The 18,618-nt window shown below is 67.0% G+C and carries 16 protein-coding genes; 12 read left to right on the plus strand and 4 right to left on the minus strand.

Features of this window, described 5'->3' with window-relative positions:
• Positions 1 to 107: 107 nt before the first annotated feature.
• Positions 108 to 1,127: a zinc-binding alcohol dehydrogenase family protein gene (locus ACZK29_RS04250; protein ID WP_005412353.1), complete on the minus strand. Its 1,020-nt coding sequence runs from the start codon at positions 1,125 to 1,127 to the stop codon at positions 108 to 110.
• A gap of 357 nt (positions 1,128 to 1,484) precedes the next feature.
• Here ACZK29_RS04250 and ACZK29_RS04255 point away from each other — a divergent pair, with 357 nt between their 5' ends.
• From ACZK29_RS04255 to ACZK29_RS04270, 4 genes are all read left to right on the plus strand, one after another.
• The gene (locus tag ACZK29_RS04255) at positions 1,485 to 2,585 is read left to right on the plus strand and encodes an OmpA family protein (RefSeq protein ID WP_005412354.1); all 1,101 of its coding nucleotides are present in this window, start codon (positions 1,485 to 1,487) and stop codon (positions 2,583 to 2,585) included.
• A gap of 220 nt (positions 2,586 to 2,805) precedes the next feature.
• Entirely contained in the window at positions 2,806 to 3,312 is a 507-nt protein-coding gene (locus ACZK29_RS04260) for a hypothetical protein (RefSeq protein ID WP_049430334.1), read from the plus strand.
• Positions 3,313 to 3,332: 20 nt separating this feature from the next.
• Positions 3,333 to 4,142, plus strand: coding sequence for a pseudouridine synthase (locus ACZK29_RS04265; RefSeq protein WP_049430332.1), 810 nt, complete (start codon positions 3,333 to 3,335; stop codon positions 4,140 to 4,142).
• A gap of 85 nt (positions 4,143 to 4,227) precedes the next feature.
• Positions 4,228 to 4,563, plus strand: a complete 336-nt coding sequence (locus ACZK29_RS04270) for a hypothetical protein (RefSeq protein WP_005412356.1) — start codon at positions 4,228 to 4,230, stop codon at positions 4,561 to 4,563.
• Positions 4,564 to 4,681: 118 nt separating this feature from the next.
• Here ACZK29_RS04270 and kbl read toward each other — a convergent pair whose 3' ends face one another.
• Positions 4,682 to 5,890: a glycine C-acetyltransferase gene (gene kbl / locus ACZK29_RS04275; protein WP_106551237.1), complete on the minus strand. Its 1,209-nt coding sequence runs from the start codon at positions 5,888 to 5,890 to the stop codon at positions 4,682 to 4,684.
• 198 nt (positions 5,891 to 6,088) lie between these two features.
• On the opposite strand from kbl, the gene ACZK29_RS04280 reads away from it, so the two are divergent.
• Positions 6,089 to 6,781: a TorF family putative porin gene (locus tag ACZK29_RS04280; RefSeq protein ID WP_111202606.1), complete on the plus strand. Its 693-nt coding sequence runs from the start codon at positions 6,089 to 6,091 to the stop codon at positions 6,779 to 6,781.
• Between the two features lie 160 nt (positions 6,782 to 6,941).
• On the opposite strand, the gene tdh is transcribed toward ACZK29_RS04280, so the two are convergent.
• Positions 6,942 to 7,964: an L-threonine 3-dehydrogenase gene (gene tdh, locus ACZK29_RS04285; protein WP_010483949.1), complete on the minus strand. Its 1,023-nt coding sequence runs from the start codon at positions 7,962 to 7,964 to the stop codon at positions 6,942 to 6,944.
• Positions 7,965 to 8,442: 478 nt separating this feature from the next.
• Here tdh and ACZK29_RS04290 point away from each other — a divergent pair, with 478 nt between their 5' ends.
• The 7 genes from ACZK29_RS04290 to ACZK29_RS04320 all read left to right on the plus strand — a co-directional run bounded on the left by ACZK29_RS04290 (position 8,443) and on the right by ACZK29_RS04320 (position 17,043).
• Positions 8,443 to 10,608 carry a S46 family peptidase gene (locus ACZK29_RS04290; RefSeq protein WP_111202736.1) on the plus strand — a complete coding sequence of 722 codons (2,166 nt, stop codon included), beginning with the start codon at positions 8,443 to 8,445 and terminating at the stop codon, positions 10,606 to 10,608.
• Positions 10,609 to 10,815: 207 nt separating this feature from the next.
• Entirely contained in the window at positions 10,816 to 11,460 is a 645-nt protein-coding gene (locus tag ACZK29_RS04295; protein WP_049430321.1) for a histidine phosphatase family protein, read from the plus strand.
• A gap of 41 nt (positions 11,461 to 11,501) precedes the next feature.
• A complete protein-coding gene (gene folC / locus ACZK29_RS04300; RefSeq protein ID WP_049430319.1) occupies positions 11,502 to 12,773 on the plus strand; it encodes a bifunctional tetrahydrofolate synthase/dihydrofolate synthase in 1,272 nt (423 codons plus the stop codon).
• Between the two features lie 81 nt (positions 12,774 to 12,854).
• A complete protein-coding gene (locus ACZK29_RS04305) occupies positions 12,855 to 13,886 on the plus strand; it encodes an SPOR domain-containing protein (RefSeq protein ID WP_478446711.1) in 1,032 nt (343 codons plus the stop codon).
• Between the two features lie 46 nt (positions 13,887 to 13,932).
• Positions 13,933 to 14,712, plus strand: coding sequence for a CvpA family protein (locus tag ACZK29_RS04310; protein ID WP_106550077.1), 780 nt, complete (start codon positions 13,933 to 13,935; stop codon positions 14,710 to 14,712).
• Between the two features lie 30 nt (positions 14,713 to 14,742).
• Entirely contained in the window at positions 14,743 to 16,209 is a 1,467-nt protein-coding gene (purF, locus tag ACZK29_RS04315; protein ID WP_049430313.1) for an amidophosphoribosyltransferase, read from the plus strand.
• Positions 16,210 to 16,218: 9 nt separating this feature from the next.
• The gene (locus ACZK29_RS04320) at positions 16,219 to 17,043 is read left to right on the plus strand and encodes a ferritin-like domain-containing protein (RefSeq protein ID WP_111202733.1); all 825 of its coding nucleotides are present in this window, start codon (positions 16,219 to 16,221) and stop codon (positions 17,041 to 17,043) included.
• Positions 17,044 to 17,111: 68 nt separating this feature from the next.
• Here ACZK29_RS04320 and ACZK29_RS04325 read toward each other — a convergent pair whose 3' ends face one another.
• Positions 17,112 to 18,569 (minus strand): DUF2235 domain-containing protein, encoded by a 1,458-nt coding sequence (locus ACZK29_RS04325; RefSeq protein WP_478446712.1) that lies wholly within the window; start codon positions 18,567 to 18,569, stop codon positions 17,112 to 17,114.
• Between the last annotated feature and the right edge of the window lie 49 nt (positions 18,570 to 18,618).

Raw genomic sequence — 18,618 nt, forward strand, 5'->3', positions numbered from 1 at the left:
TCCGCCGCCACAGGCGGAACCTCTAGAGCCGAGCCCATGCTCGGCTGGCGATGCCAGGCAAAGCAGCCGAGCATGGGCTCGGCTCTACATCGGCGTTCCAGCCTGGCTCAATCGCCCCAGCCCGCCAGCGCCAGCTTGCCGACCGTGCGTCCGCTGGCCAGGCGCTGATGCGCGATGTCCAGATTCGCCGCATTGATCGTGCCCAGCGTCTCGCTGAGGGTGCCGCGCAGCTGGCCAGCGTCGATCATGCTGGCCGCGCGGCTGAGGATGCGGTGCTGTTCGATGCGGTCCGCAGTGGCGAAGCGCGAACGCGCGAACATGAATTCCCAGTGGATGCCGATGCACTTGGCCTTGTAGGGATCACCGATGCGCAGCGCACCGCGCGGTTCGACGATGAGGCCGACATGGCCCTGTGGCGCCAGCAGCTGGCCCAATGCGTCCCAGTAATGGTCGGTGTCGGCCAGGTTGAGGGCGACCTGTACTGCGTCGATGCCCAATGCCTGCAGCTGGGGCAGCAGCGGCTGCCGGTGGTCGATCACATGCTGGGCACCCATCTGCCGGCACCAGTCGATCGACGACTCGCGCGAGGCGGTGGCGATCACCTCGAATCCTGCATGCCGGCCCAGCTGGATCGCCATCGATCCAACGCCGCCTGCTCCGCCGATCACCAGCAGGTGCTGGCCGGCATGGCGGCGGTCATCCAGCTGCAATGGCATGCGCTGGAACAGCAGTTCCCATGCGGTGAGCGTGGTCAGTGGCAGGGCGGCCGCTTCGGCGAAGTCGAGCGTGGTCGGCTTGCGCGCTACCAGCCGCTCGTCCACAAGATGAAACTGCGCATTGCAGCCCGGGCGGGTGACATCACCGGCGTAGTAGACCTCGTCGCCGGACGCGAACAGGCTGGCGTCCTCGCCGATCGCTTCGACCACGCCGGCGGCGTCCCAGCCGAGCACGCGGGGTGCTTCGAGCGTGGCTGGATCGGTGGCCGCCCGCTGCTTGCCGTCGACCGGATTCACCGAGACGGCTTCGACCCGGATCAGCAGGTCGCGGCCACCCGGAGGCAGCGGCGGAGGCAGGTGGATATCGCAGAGGGCGGGGGCGGATTCACGACTCAGGGCGACGGCTTTCATCTCGGCTCCGGCTGGGTTCGTGGCTCCATCATAGAGTTCCTCACGTTTCAGCAGATGTGCTGAATCGCGTGGAGCAACCTGTTGCGCAATATGTCGTATTCCGCACCTAAACCCCGTCAAACCCTTGCGGCGTGAGGGTCTTGCGGTTTTTCATCATCCTGTATAGGGTTTCAACGTCGGACCGGTGGAGGGTCGGGCACAACACTTCACATGTTACGGGACTGTTAACATGACCTTCACCCGCCTGAGCATAATGTTCGCGGCGGTGGCGTGCTGAATCGGCTGTCGAACATCGACGCACTAGTGCTGGCCCATGCCTCTACCGGTTTCATACCCCCGAAATAGGAGCTGTACTCAATGAACAAGAAGATCCTTACTGCCGCGCTGCTGGGTGGTCTGGCTTTCGCCCAGGCTGCGTCCGCGCAGGAGTTCGATGACCGCTGGTACCTGACCGGTTCGGCCGGCTTCAACTTCCAGGACAGCGACCGCCTGACCAATGACGCTCCGTTCGTCACTCTGGGCCTGGGCAAGTTCATCAGCCCGAACTGGTCGCTGGACGGTGAGCTGAACTATCAGAACCCGAACTTCGACGCCAACAAGGACATGAACTGGTCGCAGTACGGCGTTTCGCTGGACCTGCGTCGCCACTTCATCAAGGAAGGCCGCGGCTGGAACCCGTACCTGCTGGCCGGCCTGGGCTACCAGAAGTCGGAAGAAGAGTACAACCCGATCGGCGGTGGCCTGGCTGACCGCAAGGACGGCAACTTTGCCGCCAAGGTCGGCGTCGGTCTGCAGACCACCTTCGAGAAGCGCGTTGCTGTCCGTGCCGAAGTCGCCTACCGCGCTGATTTCGACGACCAGAGCGTGAACCCGAAGCGTGCCGGCAACGATGAAAGCTGGTTCGGCGACGTGCTGGCTTCGGTCGGCGTCGTGATCCCGCTGGGCCCGGCTCCGGTCGCGGCTGCTCCGGCCCCGGCTCCGGTTGCTCCGAGCTGCGCCGACCTGGATGACGACGGTGACGGCGTCAACAACTGCGACGACAAGTGCCCGAACTCGCAGCCGGGTCAGACCATCGGTCCGGACGGTTGCCCGGTGCCGGTCTCCATCGACCTGAAGGGCGTCAACTTCGACTTCGACAAGTCGAACCTGCGTCCGGACGCCGTGGCGATCCTGAGCGAAGCCACCGAGATCCTGAAGCGTTACCCGGATCTGCGCGTTGAAGTCGCCGGTCACACCGACTCGAAGGGTACCGACGCTTACAACCAGAAGCTGTCGGAGCGTCGTGCTACCGCCGTGTACAACTACCTGACCAAGAACGGCGTTGACGCCGGTCGCCTGGTCGGCCCGATCGGCTACGGCGAGAGCCGTCCGATTGCTCCGAACACCAACCCGGATGGTTCGGACAACCCGGAAGGTCGCGCCAAGAACCGTCGTACCGAGCTGAACGTCCAGAACTAAGTTCTGACGCTCTGCCCGCAAGACACAGCAGGACCCGGCTTCGGCCGGGTCTTGTTGTTTCTGGGGTCCGGAATCCAGGTAGTGCTGGGTGCGGGAGCAACCGTTCGTCGGGTTTTTGTCCGTAAAACCAATGAGTTGCCGTATTCATTGAAAGTGGCGCTTGAAAGCTGTCGCGGCATTGCTAAACTCGCCGCGTCACTTCCTTTCGTGGATGCCCCTCATGCTGCGCTCTGCATCGGCCGCCTTCCTGGCGCTGGCCCTGGTTCCCGCCGCCCACGCTGCGGTCGATTGCTCGGTCAACGCCAGCGCCTCGCCGCTGCCGTTGCCGGCCACGACCATCGCGCCGGTGGCCGACGAGTTGTACATCCGTGGCAACCAGCTGGGCATGCCGGCCGGTGTGCTGAGCAGCAACTACGATCCGTCGCAGTCGCTGGACCAGGTGCTGCAGCGCCTGCGCATCGACGGCTGCCAGAACATCGCCAAGGCCATTCCGAGCGCACCGGCGGTGAAGCCGAACGATCCGGCGGCCTACAAGCCGCAGACCGAATTCGACAACACGCCCTGGCGCTTCGACATGAGCCAGAACGGCAAGCGCATGACCGCCGAAGAGTTCGACGCCTGGATGAAGGCGCGCGGCGTGCGCGTGGTCAAGGCGCGTCCGGCTCCGGCCACCACCCCGGCTCCGGCCGAAGCACCGGCTGAGACCAAGCCGGTCGACAAGAAGTAAGCGCTGCGGGGAGCAGAGGCTTGCGCACGCGCCGCCCACCTGCCGCCCCCGCCGCCCGCTCCCACGCACCGCGTGGGCGTGCGACGCCCGCTGCCGCAGCCGCCGGTGTCCGTCATGGCCTGGCGCGCGTGCTGTCCAAGGCCGGCGTGTGCTCGCGCAGCGAAGCCGCGCGCTGGATCGCCGATGGCCGCGTACGCGTGTCCGGGCGCATCGTCCGTGACCCCGAGTTTCCGATTGCACAGCCGGCGCCGCCGATCGAGGTCGACGGCCAGCCGTTGGGCGCGCCGCAGCGCCTGTACCTGATGCTCAACAAGCCGCGCGGGGTGGTGACAACCGTGCAGGACGAGCGTGGCCGCGACACCGTCTATCGCTGCTTCGATGGCGCTGGCCTGCCGTGGATCGCACCGGTCGGGCGGTTGGACAAGGCCAGCGAGGGGCTGTTGCTGTTCAGCAACGATCCGCAGTGGGCCGCGCGCCTGACCGATCCGGAAACCGGCCCGCAGAAGACCTACCACGTGCAGGTGGACCGCCTGCCCGACGAGGATACCCTGGCTGCGCTGCGCGCCGGTGTTGAGGACGAGGGCGAATTCCTCGTCGCCCAGGCCGTGTGCGTGCTGCGCAGCGGCGACAAGACCGCGTGGCTGGAGGTGGTCCTCGACGAGGGCCGCAACCGCCACATCCGCCGCCTGCTGGCGGCCTTCGACCTGCAGGTGCTGCGCCTGGTCCGGGTCGCGATCGGTGGGCTGCAGCTCGGCGATCTCGGCAAGGGCCAGTGGCGGGTGCTGGAGGTCAGCGACCAGCAGCGGCTGGGGGCCGCTGCACCGGGCTGATCATCGCCCGCGGCCGGCAGCTGCCGGCCACCGTTCCAGGCGTAGGGGGCGCCTGGTTGTTGAATTTCCCGAACGGAGCCTGCCCATGTACCACCCGACCCTCAATCAAACCCTGCGCTGCGCAGGCCTGCTGCTGCCGATGGTGCTGTTGACCGCGTGCGGCGGCCACAAGAAAGTGGCGAAGGCGGAAACGCCGGCCGAGACCCCGGTGGTGGAAGTGAAGACGCCGGAACTGGATGGTCGCGGCAGCTATCGCTTCCTGATGAGCAACGGCGACAAGAAGATGACCGCCGATGAATTTGATGCCTGGATGAAGGCCAACGGCATCCGCGTTGCCAAGGGTAACGGCCAGGACGCTGCCGCCAAGCCGGTGGTGGTGGCCAGCAAGGACGAACCGAAGGGCAAGAAGAAAAAGAAATGACGCGCGTCGCGCGTCATTTCGGTAGCGCCGGGCCGTGCCCGGCGAGCGCATAGCGCGGCTATCGGGAAACCGCCGGGCATGGCCCGGCGCTACCCGTGGGGATCCGACCCCGGGGCGATCAGCCCTTGATCACGCCCAGCTCGACACCGATGCGGGTGAACGCATCGATCGCGCGGTCCAGCTGTTCGCGGGTGTGCGCGGCACTGATCTGGGTGCGGATGCGGGCCTGGCCCTTGGGCACCACCGGGAAGAAGAAGCCGATCGCGTAGATGCCTTCTTCCAGCAGGCGCTCGGCGAACTTCTGCGCCAGCGGTGCGTCGTACAGCATCACCGGGCTGATCGGATGCACGCCCGGCTTCACGTCGAAACCGGCGGCGACCATCTTCTCGCGGAAGTGGCGGGTGTTCTCCACCAGGGTGTCGCGCAGGTCATCGGCGGCGGCCAGCATCTCGAACGCCTTGATGCCGGCGGCGACCACGTGCGGCGGCAGCGAGTTGGAGAACAGGTAGGGGCGCGAACGCTGGCGCAGCAGTTCGATCACCTCGGCGCTGGCGCAGGTGAAGCCACCCAGCGCCCCCCCCATGGCCTTGCCCAGGGTACCGGTGATGATGTCGATCTTCTCCAGCACGCCCTTCACTTCGGCCGAGCCGCGGCCGGTGGCGCCGAGGAAGCCGGTGGCGTGGCACTCATCGATGTGCACCAGTGCGTTGTACTTCTTCGCCAGTGCGGTGATCTCGTCCAGCGGGGCGATGAAGCCGTCCATCGAGAACACGCCGTCGGTGGTGATCAGCTTGGTCTTGCAGCCGGCGGCATCGGCGGCCTGCAGCTGGGCTTCCAGGTCGGCCATGTCGCAGTTGGCGTAGCGGAAGCGCTTGGCCTTGCACAGGCGCACGCCGTCGATGATCGAGGCGTGGTTCAGTGCATCGGAAATGATCGCGTCATTCTCGCCGAGCAGCGGCTCGAACAGGCCGCCGTTGGCATCGAAGCAGGCGGCGTACAGGATGGTGTCCTGCTTGCCGAAGAAGTCGGCGATCTGCTTCTCCAGCTGCTTGTGCAGGTCCTGGGTGCCGCAGATGAAGCGCACCGAGGCCATGCCGAAGCCGTGGGTATCCAGCGCATCCTTGGCGGCCTGGATCAGGTCCGGATGGTCGGCCAGGCCTAGGTAGTTGTTGGCACAGAAGTTCAGCACCTTGCGGCCGTCGTCGAGGGTGATCTCGGCCGACTGTGGGCTGGTGATGATCCGCTCGGACTTGAACAGGCCCTGGGCGCGGATGGCGTCCAGTTCCTCGGCGTAGTGGCGGGTCAGGGCGGAGGAGGCGTCGGTCATGGCGTGGGCACGGCTCAGCACGGGGAAACCGCTGATTCTACCGGGCAACGATGGCCATCGACCGGGCCGGGCAGGGCACCGCCACGGGCGGCACATGTTGCATCGCAATAGCAAACGGGTTAAAAATTCGTGAACCGCGCCTGTCTGGCGCCGGTTGCCCGCTCCCCCTTCCCGCCCCCGCCACCCTCGGAGACGCCCATGAAGCACGCCCGTGCCTGCCTCGCCATTGCCGCCGCCCTGACCCTCGCGCCGTTCGCCGCCAGCGCCCAGGACAACGAATCGCCGTACAGCTGGAACGTCACCGCCGTGTCGGACTACCTGTTCCGTGGTGTGTCGCAGACCGATGAGGATCCGACTCTGCAGGCCGGATTCACCTACACCAGCCCGGTTGGCCTGTACGCCGGCGTGTGGGGTTCGGGTGTGGATTTTGGTCCGGGTGACCCGAAGACCGAGGTCGACTACCTGATCGGCTACGGCGTGGACGTCACCGAGCGCGTCAACTTCGATGTGCTGCTGAACCGTTACACCTACCTGAAGTCCAGCCACCAGAACTACAACGAGCTGATCACCACCACCACGCTGGATGACACCTACAAGCTGACGGTGGCCTACACCAACGATGTATGGAACAGCAGCACCGATGGCTGGTACTTCGGCCTGGGCGGCAGCTGGGGCCTGCCGAAGGACTTCACCCTGAATGCCAACGTCGGTCGCAGCACCTTCGAGGACGGCATCGCCAAGGACTACACCGACTGGAACGTCGGCGTCGCGCGCCAGTTCGGCCTGTTCAACGTCGGCCTGGGCTACTACGGCACCGACGGCAACGGCCGTGACAATTCCGGCAAGCTGGCCCACAGCCGGGTGATGCTGAGCGTCGCGATCGGTAACTGATGCGCCTTCGCTGATGTCCACGAAAAAGGCGCCCAATGGGCGCCTTTTTCAATTCCAGCAGCATGCCTCACCCCGGCTGGGGGAGAGCCCCCTTGTTGTTCAAGGGGGCGCGCCGACGGCGCGGGGATAAGGAAACCTGCGGGGGAATTGACCCGAAGGGTCAATTCCAGCTCAGCACGACCTTGCCGGCCTTGCCTTCTTCCATCAGGTCGAAGCCCTTCTGGAAGTCGTCGATCGGCAGCTGGTGGGTCATCACCTTGCCGAGCGGGAAGCCGGACAGCACCAGCTGGGTCATCTTGTACCAGGTCTCGTACATCTTGCGGCCGTAGATGCCCTGCACGGTCAGGCCCTTGAAGATGATCTTGTCCCAGTCGCAGCCGGCGCCCTTGGGCATGATGCCGAGCATGGCGATCTTGCCGCCGTGGTACATGCAGTCGAGCATGTCGTTGAACGCACGCGGGTTGCCGCTCATTTCCAGGCCCACATCGAAGCCCTCCATGTGCAGTTCCTTCATCACGTCCTTCAGCGACTGGTTGGCGACGTTGACCACGCGGGTCGCGCCCATGTCGGCGGCCAGCTTCAGGCGGAAGTCGTTGACGTCGGTCACCACCACGTTGCGCGCACCGATGTGCTTGCAGATGCCGGCGGCGATGATGCCGATCGGGCCGGCACCGGTGATCAGCACGTCTTCGCCGATCACATTGAATTCCAGCGCACAGTGCGCGGCGTTGCCATACGGGTCGAAGAACGCAGCCAGCTCCGACGGGATCTGGTCCGGGATCGGCCACAGGTTGCTGGCCGGCATCACCATGTATTCGGCGAAGGCGCCGTTGACGTTGACGCCGATGCCGACGGTGTTCGGGCACAGGTGCGGGCGACCGCCACGGCAGTTGCGGCAGTGGCCGCAGACGATATGGCCTTCGGCCGAGACGCGCTGGCCGATCTCGTAGCCGGTCACGGCCGAGCCGAGTGCGGCGACGCGACCGACGAACTCGTGGCCGATGGTCAGGCCCGGCTTGATGGTGCGCTGGCTCCACTCGTCCCACAGGTAGATGTGCAGGTCGGTGCCGCAGATCGCGGTCTTCTCCAGCTTGATCAGGACCTCGTTCGGGCCCGGGGTCGGCACCGGAACTTCTTCCAGCCAGATGCCCTTGGCCGCTTCGCGCTTGACCAGGGCCTTCATCGTTTGCTGCGCCATCGGGGTGGAACTCATCAGGGGGAAAGCGCGGATTATAGGGTGCCGCGCGGAATTCCCATGTTGCGCTGCGGGTGCAGTGGTGGAACGAAAGGCGTGCGCCGGCGGGCGTTTCGAACGTACTGCGAACAGCGGCGCCTCCCTGATCCGGGAAAGGGGGCGTGGTCACCCTGGCCGGGACACGCAAAAGCCCATCCATGGTGCTCGATGGCGCCTTGCTCGTGCGCGCTGTCCTGCGCACACGGCAAGACCGGGGTTGGGCGTCCTGCCCAACCCGCCAGTCGCATGCGCCCGGCCCATGGCGCCAACGGTCCCGTCCAGGGTGACCACGCCCCCTCTGGACGATTTCCGTGTGCGCGGCCGGCGTGCGCGTGGCAGAGCAAGAAGCACGCCCATGACTTCCGGGGTTCGGGCCGGGGCAGGGCGGCGGGCTACAATCGAGGGTTCCACTACCAGGGGCCGCTCCATGCGCTCGAACCTGCTTGCATTCTCCATCGTCGCCAGCCTCGGGCTGGCCCAGGTCGCCCATGCCGCTGAAGGCATGTGGGTGCCGCAGCAGCTGCCGGAAATCGCCGGCCCGCTGCAGAAGGCCGGCCTGAAGCTGTCCCCGGAACAGCTGTCCAACCTCACCGGCGACCCGATGGGTGCGGTTGTCGCCCTCGGCGGCTGCACCGCCAGCTTCGTTTCGCCGCAAGGCCTGGTGGTCACCAATCACCACTGCGCCTATGGCGCCATCCAGCTGAATTCGACCGCGCAGAAGAACCTGATCAAAGACGGCTTCAACGCCCCGAAGCACAGCGATGAACTGAGCGCCGGCCCGAACGCCCGCGTCTACGTGCTCGACCAGATCACCGACGTCACCGCGCAGGCCAAGGCCGCGATTGCCGCGGCGGGCAACGACCCGCTGGCCCGCAGCCGCGCGCTGGATGCCTTCGACAAGGCCCAGGTTGCTGCCTGTGAAGCCGAGGAAGGCTTCCGCTGCCGCCTGTACACCTTCTCCGGCGGCAATACCTACCGCCTGTTCCGCAACATGGAAATCAAGGACGTGCGCCTGGTCTACGCGCCCCCGGGCAGCGTCGGCAAGTACGGCGGCGACGTCGACAACTGGATGTGGCCGCGCCACACCGGTGACTTCTCGTTCTACCGCGCCTACGTTGGCAAGGACGGCAAGCCGGCGGCGTTCTCGGCCGACAACGTGCCGTACCAGCCCAAGCACTTCCTGAAGTTCACCGACCAGCCGCTGGGCGCCGGCGACTTCGTGATGGTGGCCGGTTACCCGGGCCGCACCAACCGCTATGCGCTGGCCGGTGAGTTCAACGAAACCGCCAACTGGACCTACCCGACCATTGCCCGCCACTACAACGCGGTGCTGAAGATGATCGACGAGGCCGGCAAGGCCGATGCCGACGTCAAGGTGAAGTACGCCGCGACCGCCGCCAGCATGAACAACGTGGCCAAGAACTACTCGGGCCAGCTGGAAGGCTTCAAGCGCATCGACGCCGCTGGCCAGAAGCAGGCCGAAGAAGCCGCCGTGCTGGCGTGGCTGAAGAAGCAGGGCGCCGCCGGCAAGCCTGCACTGGCGGCGCACGCGCAGCTGGTCAAGCACCTGGACACCAGCAAGGCCACCCGCGAGCGTGACCTGTTCGTCGGCCAGTTCAACAACACCCAGGCGGTCAGCGCCGCCATCGGCCTGTATCGCCTGTCGATCGAGCGCACCAAGCCGGACGCCGAGCGCGAAGTCGGCTACCAGCAGCGCGACCTGCCGACCCTGGAAGGCGGCCTGAAGCAGATGGACCGCCGCTACGTGGCGAAGATGGACCAGCAGCTGCAGGCCTACTGGCTGGACCAGTACGTCGCTCTGCCGGCCGCACAGCGCAACAACGACGTGCTGAATACCTGGCTGGGCGGCAGCGATGCCAACGCCGTCAAGGCGCTGGTCACCAAGCTGTCGGGCACCGAGCTGGGCAGCCTGGACGCACGCCTGAAGTGGTTCAAGGCCGACCGCGCCGCGTTTGAAGCCAGCAGCGATCCGGCCATCCAGTACGCGGTGGCGATCATGCCGTCGCTGCTGAAGCAGGAAGAGCAGAAGAAGATCCGCGAAGGCGAGTCGCTGACCGCGCGTCCGCTGTACCTGCAGGCACTGGCCGACTACAAGAAGAGCCAGGGTGAGTTCGTGTACCCGGATGCCAACCTGTCGCTGCGCATCACCTTCGGCAACGTGATGGGCTATGAGCCCAAGGACGGCGTGGCCTACACCCCGTTCACCACGCTGGAAGGCATCGTCGCCAAGGACACCGGCGTGGATCCGTTCGATGCGCCCAAGGCGCTGCTGGATGCGGTCAAGGCCAAGCGCTACGGCGGCCTGGAAGACAAGCGCATCGGCTCGGTGCCGGTGAACTTCCTGTCCAACCTGGACATCACCGGTGGCAACTCCGGTTCGCCGGTGCTGGACGCCAACGGCAAGCTGGTCGGCCTGGCCTTCGACGGCAACTGGGAATCGGTCAGCTCCAACTGGGTGTTCGACCCGGTGATGACCCGCATGATCTCGGTCGACAGCCGCTACATGCAGTGGATCATGCAGGAAGTGGCGCCGGCACCGGAGCTGCTGAAGGAATTGAACCTGGCCAAATAAGGTAGTGCCGGCCGCTGGCCGGCAACGCCGGCACGCCCGGTGCGCAATTCATCCACGCATGGCGTGGATCTACCAACCCCGCGACCCACGTCGCGGGGTTTTTTCATGCCCGGCCCGGTGCGCCGAACAGGTATCATCCCTGTTCCGCGTACTTCACAGGATGTGAACGAAACGCGGAATCCTCCTCCCCCAGGACCCCTTGCACGCATGCGCATCCTGCTTGCCCGCCACGGCGAAACGCCGTGGAACGCCGAAGGCCGCTACCAGGGCCAGATCGACATCCCGCTTTCGCCGATCGGTGAAGCCCAGGCCCAGGCACTGGGTGCCCGCCTGGCCTCGGTGGACATCACCCGTGCCGTCGCTTCGCCGCTGTCGCGCGCGCAGCGCACCGCGCAGCTGGCGCTCGGCGCCGCCCGTGCCGACATGCTGCTGACCGAGCCGGAGCTGCAGGAAATCGCTCACGGTGAGTGGGAAGGCCTGCTGGCCAGCGAAATCAACGAAAAGGATCCGTCGCGCCTGCAGGCCTGGCGCGAAGAACCCGATACCGTGCTGATGCCTGGCGGCGAATCGCTGCGCCTGGTGCTGGAGCGCAGCTGGCGTGGGCTGGCGCGTGCCACCGAAGGCCTCGGCGAGCACGACACCCTGCTGGTGGTCGCCCATGACGCGGTCAACCGCGTGATCCTGTGCAAGGTGCTGGGCCTGCCGATCTCCCGCCTGTGGACCTTCCGCCAGGCACCCACCACGCTCAACCTGCTCGAAGGCCCCGACCTGGACAGTCTGGAAGTGGTGCGCCTGAACGACTGCGCCCACCACACGCCGTTCTTTGGTGAAGCCAAGCACCGCGCCCTCTGATCCCTCCCCTCGCATCAACTGCTTCTGCTGGAACCGCTGCCGTGACGAACACCCCGACCACCCTGGCCGACTGGCTGGACTACATTGAACGCCAGCACCCGGCGACCATCGACATGGGCCTGGAGCGCGTGCGCGCCGTGGCCACGGCGATGGGCCTGGGCGCGCCGGCCAAGCGCACCATCGTGGTCGGTGGCACCAATGGCAAAGGCTCTACCGTGGCCTTCATCGAAGCCATCGCGCGCGCCGCGGGCTGGAAGGTCGGCGCGTACACCTCGCCGCACCTGCTGCGCTACAACGAGCGCGTGCGCATCGACGGCCAGGACGTGGACGATGCCGCGCTGGTTGCCGCGTTCAATGCCATCGAGGCGGCGCGTGGCGAAACCACGCTGACCTATTTCGAGTACGGCACGCTGGCCGCGCTGCAGTTGTTCGCCGACGCCGGACTGGACCTGGCGGTGCTGGAAGTGGGCCTGGGCGGTCGCCTCGATGCGGTCAACATCATCGACGCCGACGTGGCCGTGATCACCACCGTGGACATCGACCACGCCGAATGGTTGGGCGAGGATCGCGAGGCGATCGGCACCGAGAAGGCCGGCATCATCCGCGGCTGGAAGCCGGTGATCCTGGGCGAGACCGATCCGCCGTCGAGCGTGCTGCGCCGTGCCTACCTGGTCGGTGCGAATGCGATCCGTGGCGGCAGCGACTATTTCTACGAGCCGATCGATGCCCAGCGCTGGCGCTGGCGCGATGTCGGCCTGCGCATGGAACTGCCGACCCCGGCGCTGGCCGGCCCGATCCAGCTTGCCAATGCGGGTGCCGCCATCGCCGCGTTGCGCGCGCTGGACAAGCCGGTGCCGCGCGCGGCGTGGGCCGCCGGTGTCGCAGCGGCGCGCATTTCCGGCCGGCTTCAGGCATTCGAGCGCGATGGCGTGCAGATCCGTGTGGACGTGGGCCACAACCCGCAGGCCGCCGGCCAGCTCGCGCGTGCGCTGAAGGCCGAGGTCTCGGCCGGGCGCACCCTGGCGGTGTACGCCGCGCTGCAGGACAAGGACGCAGCGGGCGTGGTGCAGGCGCTGGAGGACGTGGTGGGCGAGTGGACCCTGGCCGGGCTGGAGGGCCCGCGTGGGCAGAGCGCCGCCCAGCTGCAGGCACGCCTGGCCGGCACTGCCGCCGCCACGGCGCTGCTGGCTGACAGCGTCGAACAGGCGCTGGCGCAGGTGCTGGCCCAGGCCGAGCGTGGGGACCGGGTACTGGTGTTCGGCTCCTTCCATACCGCCGCCGCCGCCCTGCAATGGCTGCAGGGCGCCACCTGATACGCGTTCAGCCAACGCCGACGCCGTCCGGTCCGGCACCCGTATAATCCATGGCAATCTCCGGACAGTTGCCTGCCTCACGTGGATACGCCTCTGAAACAGCGTCTGATTGGTGCCATCGTGCTGGTGGCACTGGCCGTGATTTTCCTGCCGATGCTGGTCAAGGGACCTGCACCGGACAGCGGCGTCGCCAATGTGCCGATCGCCGCGCCGGACGCACCGGCCGATGGCCAGTTCGAAACCCGTGAACTGCCGCTGGTGGCCCCTGCGGGCGGCGCCACGGGGCTGCAGAGCGGCCAAGCCAGGCCGCTTGCGGAGGCCGCGGCACCTGCCACGCCGCCGACCGTCGACACCTCGCCGGCGGTTGCTGCCGGCAACTATGCGGTCACCTTCGGTGCATACGGCAGCAAGGCCGACGCCGACGCAGTGATTGCCTACCTGAAGCGCTCGCAGCTGCCGGGCTTCGCCGAAACGGCGACCATCAACGGGCGCCAGGCATGGCGCGTGCGTGTCGGGCCGTATGCCGATCGCGCACAGGCCGAGGCGGCCCGCCTGCAGGCGGTGAAGATCCGCGCCGATGTGAAGGCCGAGGTGATCACCCTGGATGCCGCAGCGGGCAGCAGCGCCCCGGTGGCAGCCACCCCGGCACCTGCCACGCCAAGCGCCAGCACCCCATCCGCAGCCACCGCGCCGTCGGCCAGCAGCAACCCGGTGCGCAGCGAAAGCCTGCCGCCGAGTACGCCGACCGCTACGACCACCCCGGCCGCCAAGCCGGAGCCGCCGAAGCCGGCGCCGAAGCCCGAAACCCCGAAGCCGGATGCCGCCGCCAGCAAGCCGGCAACGGCCCCGACCACGCCCGCCGCACCGGCGGCCAGCGGCGTCGGCTTTGCCGTGCAGCTGGGCGCGTTCGGCCAGGCCAACGATGCCAACGCCCTGCGCGACAAGGTGCGCGCCGCTGGCTTCAGCGCCTTTGTCGAGCAGGTGCGCACTGAAAAGGGCACCCTGCATCGCGTCCGCGTCGGGCCGGTGGCCAACCGCGCCGATGCCGAGCAGCTGAAGGCGCAGGTCGCCGCCAAGGTCGGCGTGGCCGGCATGGTGCGACCGCACCCATGACCCACGCGCAGCCCCGTTGCCAGCGCCGCCGAAGGAGCGGGGCGCCATGATCGACGTGGTGCTGCTGATCGTGATCGCCGCCTCGGCCCTGCTGGGCATGCTGCGCGGGTTCGTCGGCATCGTCATCGGCACCCTGTCGTGGCTGCTGGCCGCGTGGGCGGCCTTCGCCTTCGGCAATGACGCGGCCCATTGGTGGGCCGCGCCGGCCGCACCAGGCGGCGAACACTTCGTTGGTGGCTACCTCGGCGTGGGCATCGGCGTGATGATCGTGGTCGCCGTGGTCGGCATGGTCATCAAGGCCCTGGTCCACCGCAGCATGCTGACCAGCCTGGATCGCCTGCTGGGTGGCGTGCTGGGCGTGGTCCGTGGCGGCCTGATCGCCGCGATCCTGCTGCTGCTGGGCAGTTTCACCCCGCTGACCGCCGAGCCTTCCTGGCAGCGTTCGGCGGTGCGCCCACTGCTGAACCCCACCGTTGCCTGGATGAACAGCAAGCTGCCGCACTGGGAGGTTCCCGGGGCCGATCTGCTGCCCAAGGCCTTGCCGACCGACGCGCTGTCCCCATCTGCATTGATGGAGTTGGGCAAGAACGCAGGCGCCGGGTTGGGAAAGCCGGGCGCGGCAGGCGATAATGGCATCCTCAACCAGGTAGTGGCAGGCAGCGGATGGCTGCGGCCTGCGAAAGCGGAACAGGGCGATTCCTACGATCCGGCCGAAGTGCGTCCGGACGCCCCAGCACTGCCGGACAGTATCGAGCCGGGCGATCCGGCCAATGTCGACCGCAGGCGCGGCGACCACCGCGGCCAGGTACGGCCACCTTCCTTGTAACTGGGCACAGCCCAGCGGAGACCTCGCACCATGTGTGGCATCGTCGGAATCGTCGGCAACCAGAACGTCGCCGGGCAGTTGTATGACGGCTTGACCGTCCTCCAGCACCGTGGCCAGGACGCGGCGGGCATCGCCACTGCCAATGGCAGCCGCCTGCGCGTGCAGAAGGCCACCGGCCTGGTCCGCGATGTGTTCGATGCCCGCACCATGTCCACCCTGGAAGGCAGCGTCGGCATCGCCCATGTGCGTTACCCGACCGCCGGTTCGGAAGGCATGGACGAGGCGCAGCCGTTCTACGTCAATTCGCCGTACGGCATCGCGCTGGCCCACAACGGCAACCTGATCAATACCGAGGCGCTGCGCCAGCAGGTGTTCGAACAGGACCGCCGCAACGTCAACACCGATTCGGACAGCGAAGTGCTGCTGAACGTGTTCGCCTACGAACTGGAACAGCAGCGCCAGCTCAGCCCGGAAGCGGCCATCCGTGCCGTGGCCGGCGTGCACCGCCGCTGCAAGGGTGGCTATGCGGTGGTCAGCGTGGTGCTGGGCCTGGGCCTGGTCGCCTTCCGCGACCCGCATGGCATCCGCCCGCTGGTGCTGGGCAAGCGCAGCCATGCCGAAGGGGACGAGTACATCGTCGCCTCCGAATCGGCCGCACTGGACGTGCTGGGCTTCCAGCGCGTGCGCGACGTGCAGCCGGGCGAAGCACTGGTGATCACCGCGCGCGGCGAGCTGTTCTCTGAGATCTGCGCCGAGCCGGCCGAGCACACCCCGTGCATCTTCGAGTACGTGTACTTCGCGCGCCCGGATTCGATGATCGACAACGTGTCGGTGCACAAGGCGCGCATGCGCATGGGCATCAAGCTGGGCGAGAAGATCCTGCGCCTGCGCCCGGACCACGACATCGACACCATCATCCCGATCCCGGACACCTCGCGCGATGCCGCGCTGGAAATCTCCAACGTGCTGGGGGTGAAGTACCGCGAAGGCTTCATCAAGAACCGTTACATCGGCCGCACCTTCATCATGCCGGGGCAGGGCGAACGCGTGAAGTCGGTGCGCCGCAAGCTCAACCCGATCCACCTGGAGTTCCGCAACCGCGTGGTGCTGCTGGTGGACGATTCGATCGTGCGTGGCACCACCAGCCAGCAGATCGTGCAGATGGCCCGTGATGCGGGTGCACGCAAGGTCTACCTGGCCAGCGCCGCGCCGCCGGTGCGCTATCCGAACATCTACGGCATCGACATGCCGGCTGCAGAAGAACTGGTCGCGCACAACCGCAGCGTGGAAGAGATCGAAGCCCACCTGGGTTGCGACTGGCTGATCTACCAGGATCTGGAAGACATGGAAGCGGCAGTGAGCGAGGGCAACCCGGCGCTGCGCAACTTCGACTCGTCCTGCTTCAACGGCCACTACCCGACCGGTATCGAACCGGGCTACTTCGAGCGCATCCAGCAGCTGCGTTCGGACGACGCCAAGCACAAGCGCCGCGCCTGAGGTCCAGGCGTGGTTGACGTGCCCGACGTCGGTGGCGACCTGCTGCGCGCGGCGCAGCAGTGCCTGGCCGAAGCCGATCCGCTGCGCAAGGTTGCGCTGACCCAGGCCTACGCCGCGGCGTTCCGTGCCGGCCGCCTGAAGGTGGCCGCCGATGCGCTACCGCCGGAGCCGATCCGCATGCCGGGCCGGCCGGCGCAGCTGGTGCTGGTGCACCCGCGCGAAGTGCCGCGGCGCGGACTGGGTGGTGTGGAAGGGCGGGCTGCTTTCATCCACGCCATCGCGCATATCGAACTCAACGCGATCGATCTGGCCTGGGATGCGGTGTACCGCTTCCGCGGCCTGCCGCCGGCGTTCCATGCCGACTGGGTCAGCTGTGCCGACGACGAATCGCGGCACTTCATGCTGCTGCGCGAGCGCCTGCGGGTGCATGGCCACGACTATGCCGACTTCCCCGCGCACAACGGGTTGTGGGAAATGTGCGAAAAGACCGCGCACGATGGCCTGGCACGCATGGCGCTGGTGCCGCGCGTGCTCGAAGCGCGCGGTCTGGACGTGACGCCCGGCATGATCGAGAAGCTGCGCAATGTCGGCGATGGCGAAACCGCGGATGTGCTGGAAGTGATCCTGCGCGAGGAAGTGGCGCACGTCGCTGCCGGTTCGCGCTGGTACCGCTGGTACTGCGATCGCGCCGGTGTCGAACCGCGCGCACGTTTCAAGGAACTGCTGGTGGAGTACGCCGGCGGCTACCTGCACGGGCCGTTCAACATGGAAGCCCGCCTGCTGGCCGGGTTCGATGCGGATGAGCTCGCCAACCTGGTCGAGCAGGCGGGTTGAGAAAAAGGGGACGGAGGGGATTAAGTCGTTAATGCCACAAATGACTTAATCCCCTCCGTCCCCTTTTCCTATGCATTCGGCAGCACCACGCGCTTGCCGTCCACGGTCGGCCGGTTGATGTAGAACAACCCCGGCCCTGGCCGGTACGGCAGTTCGCTGACGCCGGCATCGGCGGCGTAGGTCAGTGCGGTGTCGCCCAGCGCGTCGAAATTCCAGTGTGCCGACTGCATCAGGTAGCGCCGGCGCAGCAGCATTTCCTGGGTCTGGGTCAGTGCCTGTCCGTCGACCAGCCGCCGTGCGATCGGCAGCAGGGCGGACGGCAGCTCCCACCCGGGAACTTCGGCGGCATCGGCGGTCCATTGCACGCCGGCATTGATGGCCTGCTGCTGCATCACCTGCAGTGCGATCAGCTGGTAGCGCCAGTCGATCCTCCGGCGCAGCACCACTGCAGCGGTCACATACAGCACCGGTGACAGCAGCACGCTGCGGCTGCCGGCACGGCGCTGCTGCTGCCATTGGTGCCAGACATCCACCCAGATCTCTTTTTCCCCAACGCCCAGTTGTTGCCGCCAGCGCTCGGCATCGGCCTGCGTTTCAGCGTAGGCCGTGGTCGCCTGCAGCAGGGCCAGCGGTGGCTTCTGGTAGTCAGCCACTGCTGGCCGACGCAGCTGTTGCCGGCGTGGACGACTGAGCAGCTTGGGGCCTTCCTCCAGCTGGTTGTAGCCACCACCGATGTTGGCGTGTACGCCGGGCAGGGCGATTTCGGTGAATGGCGGTGCCACGCTGGTCAGCGGATAATGCTGGCGATGTTCATCGCGTGCAGTGAGCTGCACGACGCGACCGGCGATGCCGCTGTGCAGGGCCAGCTGCGGCCGCTCATCGGCGCGGCCGCCATTGACTGCGACCACGGTGTCGAACAGTCCGATGAAGCGCAGCACCGGTGTGGCGGGGGCGAAGTTCGCAGTGCAGGACAGGCCGGCGGTCTGCAGCAGCTGGCGCCAGCGCACGCTGTCCCAGCCCTGCAGTTGGTTGGCGATGTCACGTGCGGCAGCAGCACCGCGTGAATAACCGAACAGGTCCAGCTGCACACCCTGCAGCGGTCGCTGCCAGCGTGCGGACAATTCCGCCAGTGCGGCCGGCAGCAGCACCTGCAGCGCGCGCTGCACTTTCGCTCGCACGCCGCTGGCACCGATTCCGAAGGCCAGCCCGATCAGATCGTCGTCGGCATCATCGCGGGTACCCACGCCTTCCACGTAGATCGACAGCGAGGGGGCGGCCATCGCATCACGGCGGCTGTCGGGATACAGCTGCTGCAGGCGCGCGATATTGGTCAGGCCGTTGTCGTAGCTGCTGGTCAGCCGGCTCTGGTAGGTCGAATCATCATCGGCCCGCAGCTGCGCCGGCCGCGGCTGCGGGACCTGCGGACGACCGCGCGCCAGATTGTGTGCGTTGTTGCGGGTGCCGTCGAAGAACAGGCCGATCCGCAGCAAGCCAACATCTTCGTCCGTGTCCTGCGATGGTGCCATGTGCATTCCCCGTCGTGGCTGCGTCACGGTAGCGCGAAAGCTGTGTATT

This window comes from Stenotrophomonas sp. 89682_Sma, assembly GCF_056481405.1.

What these genes read in the sequence shown, in the direction of transcription:
- ACZK29_RS04310 (WP_106550077.1), top strand. Translation starts at nt 13,933, where the DNA reads ATGATCGACGTGGTGCTGCTGATCGTGATCGCCGCCTCGGCCCTGCTG.
- ACZK29_RS04250 (WP_005412353.1), bottom strand. Translation starts at nt 1,127, where the DNA reads ATGAAAGCCGTCGCCCTGAGTCGTGAATCCGCCCCCGCCCTCTGCGAT.
- purF (WP_049430313.1), top strand. Translation starts at nt 14,743, where the DNA reads ATGTGTGGCATCGTCGGAATCGTCGGCAACCAGAACGTCGCCGGGCAG.
- ACZK29_RS04290 (WP_111202736.1), top strand. Translation starts at nt 8,443, where the DNA reads ATGCGCTCGAACCTGCTTGCATTCTCCATCGTCGCCAGCCTCGGGCTG.
- ACZK29_RS04255 (WP_005412354.1), top strand. Translation starts at nt 1,485, where the DNA reads ATGAACAAGAAGATCCTTACTGCCGCGCTGCTGGGTGGTCTGGCTTTC.
- ACZK29_RS04280 (WP_111202606.1), top strand. Translation starts at nt 6,089, where the DNA reads ATGAAGCACGCCCGTGCCTGCCTCGCCATTGCCGCCGCCCTGACCCTC.
- ACZK29_RS04270 (WP_005412356.1), top strand. Translation starts at nt 4,228, where the DNA reads ATGTACCACCCGACCCTCAATCAAACCCTGCGCTGCGCAGGCCTGCTG.
- ACZK29_RS04325 (WP_478446712.1), bottom strand. Translation starts at nt 18,569, where the DNA reads ATGGCACCATCGCAGGACACGGACGAAGATGTTGGCTTGCTGCGGATC.
- tdh (WP_010483949.1), bottom strand. Translation starts at nt 7,964, where the DNA reads ATGAAGGCCCTGGTCAAGCGCGAAGCGGCCAAGGGCATCTGGCTGGAA.
- ACZK29_RS04295 (WP_049430321.1), top strand. Translation starts at nt 10,816, where the DNA reads ATGCGCATCCTGCTTGCCCGCCACGGCGAAACGCCGTGGAACGCCGAA.
- kbl (WP_106551237.1), bottom strand. Translation starts at nt 5,890, where the DNA reads ATGACCGACGCCTCCTCCGCCCTGACCCGCCACTACGCCGAGGAACTG.
- ACZK29_RS04260 (WP_049430334.1), top strand. Translation starts at nt 2,806, where the DNA reads ATGCTGCGCTCTGCATCGGCCGCCTTCCTGGCGCTGGCCCTGGTTCCC.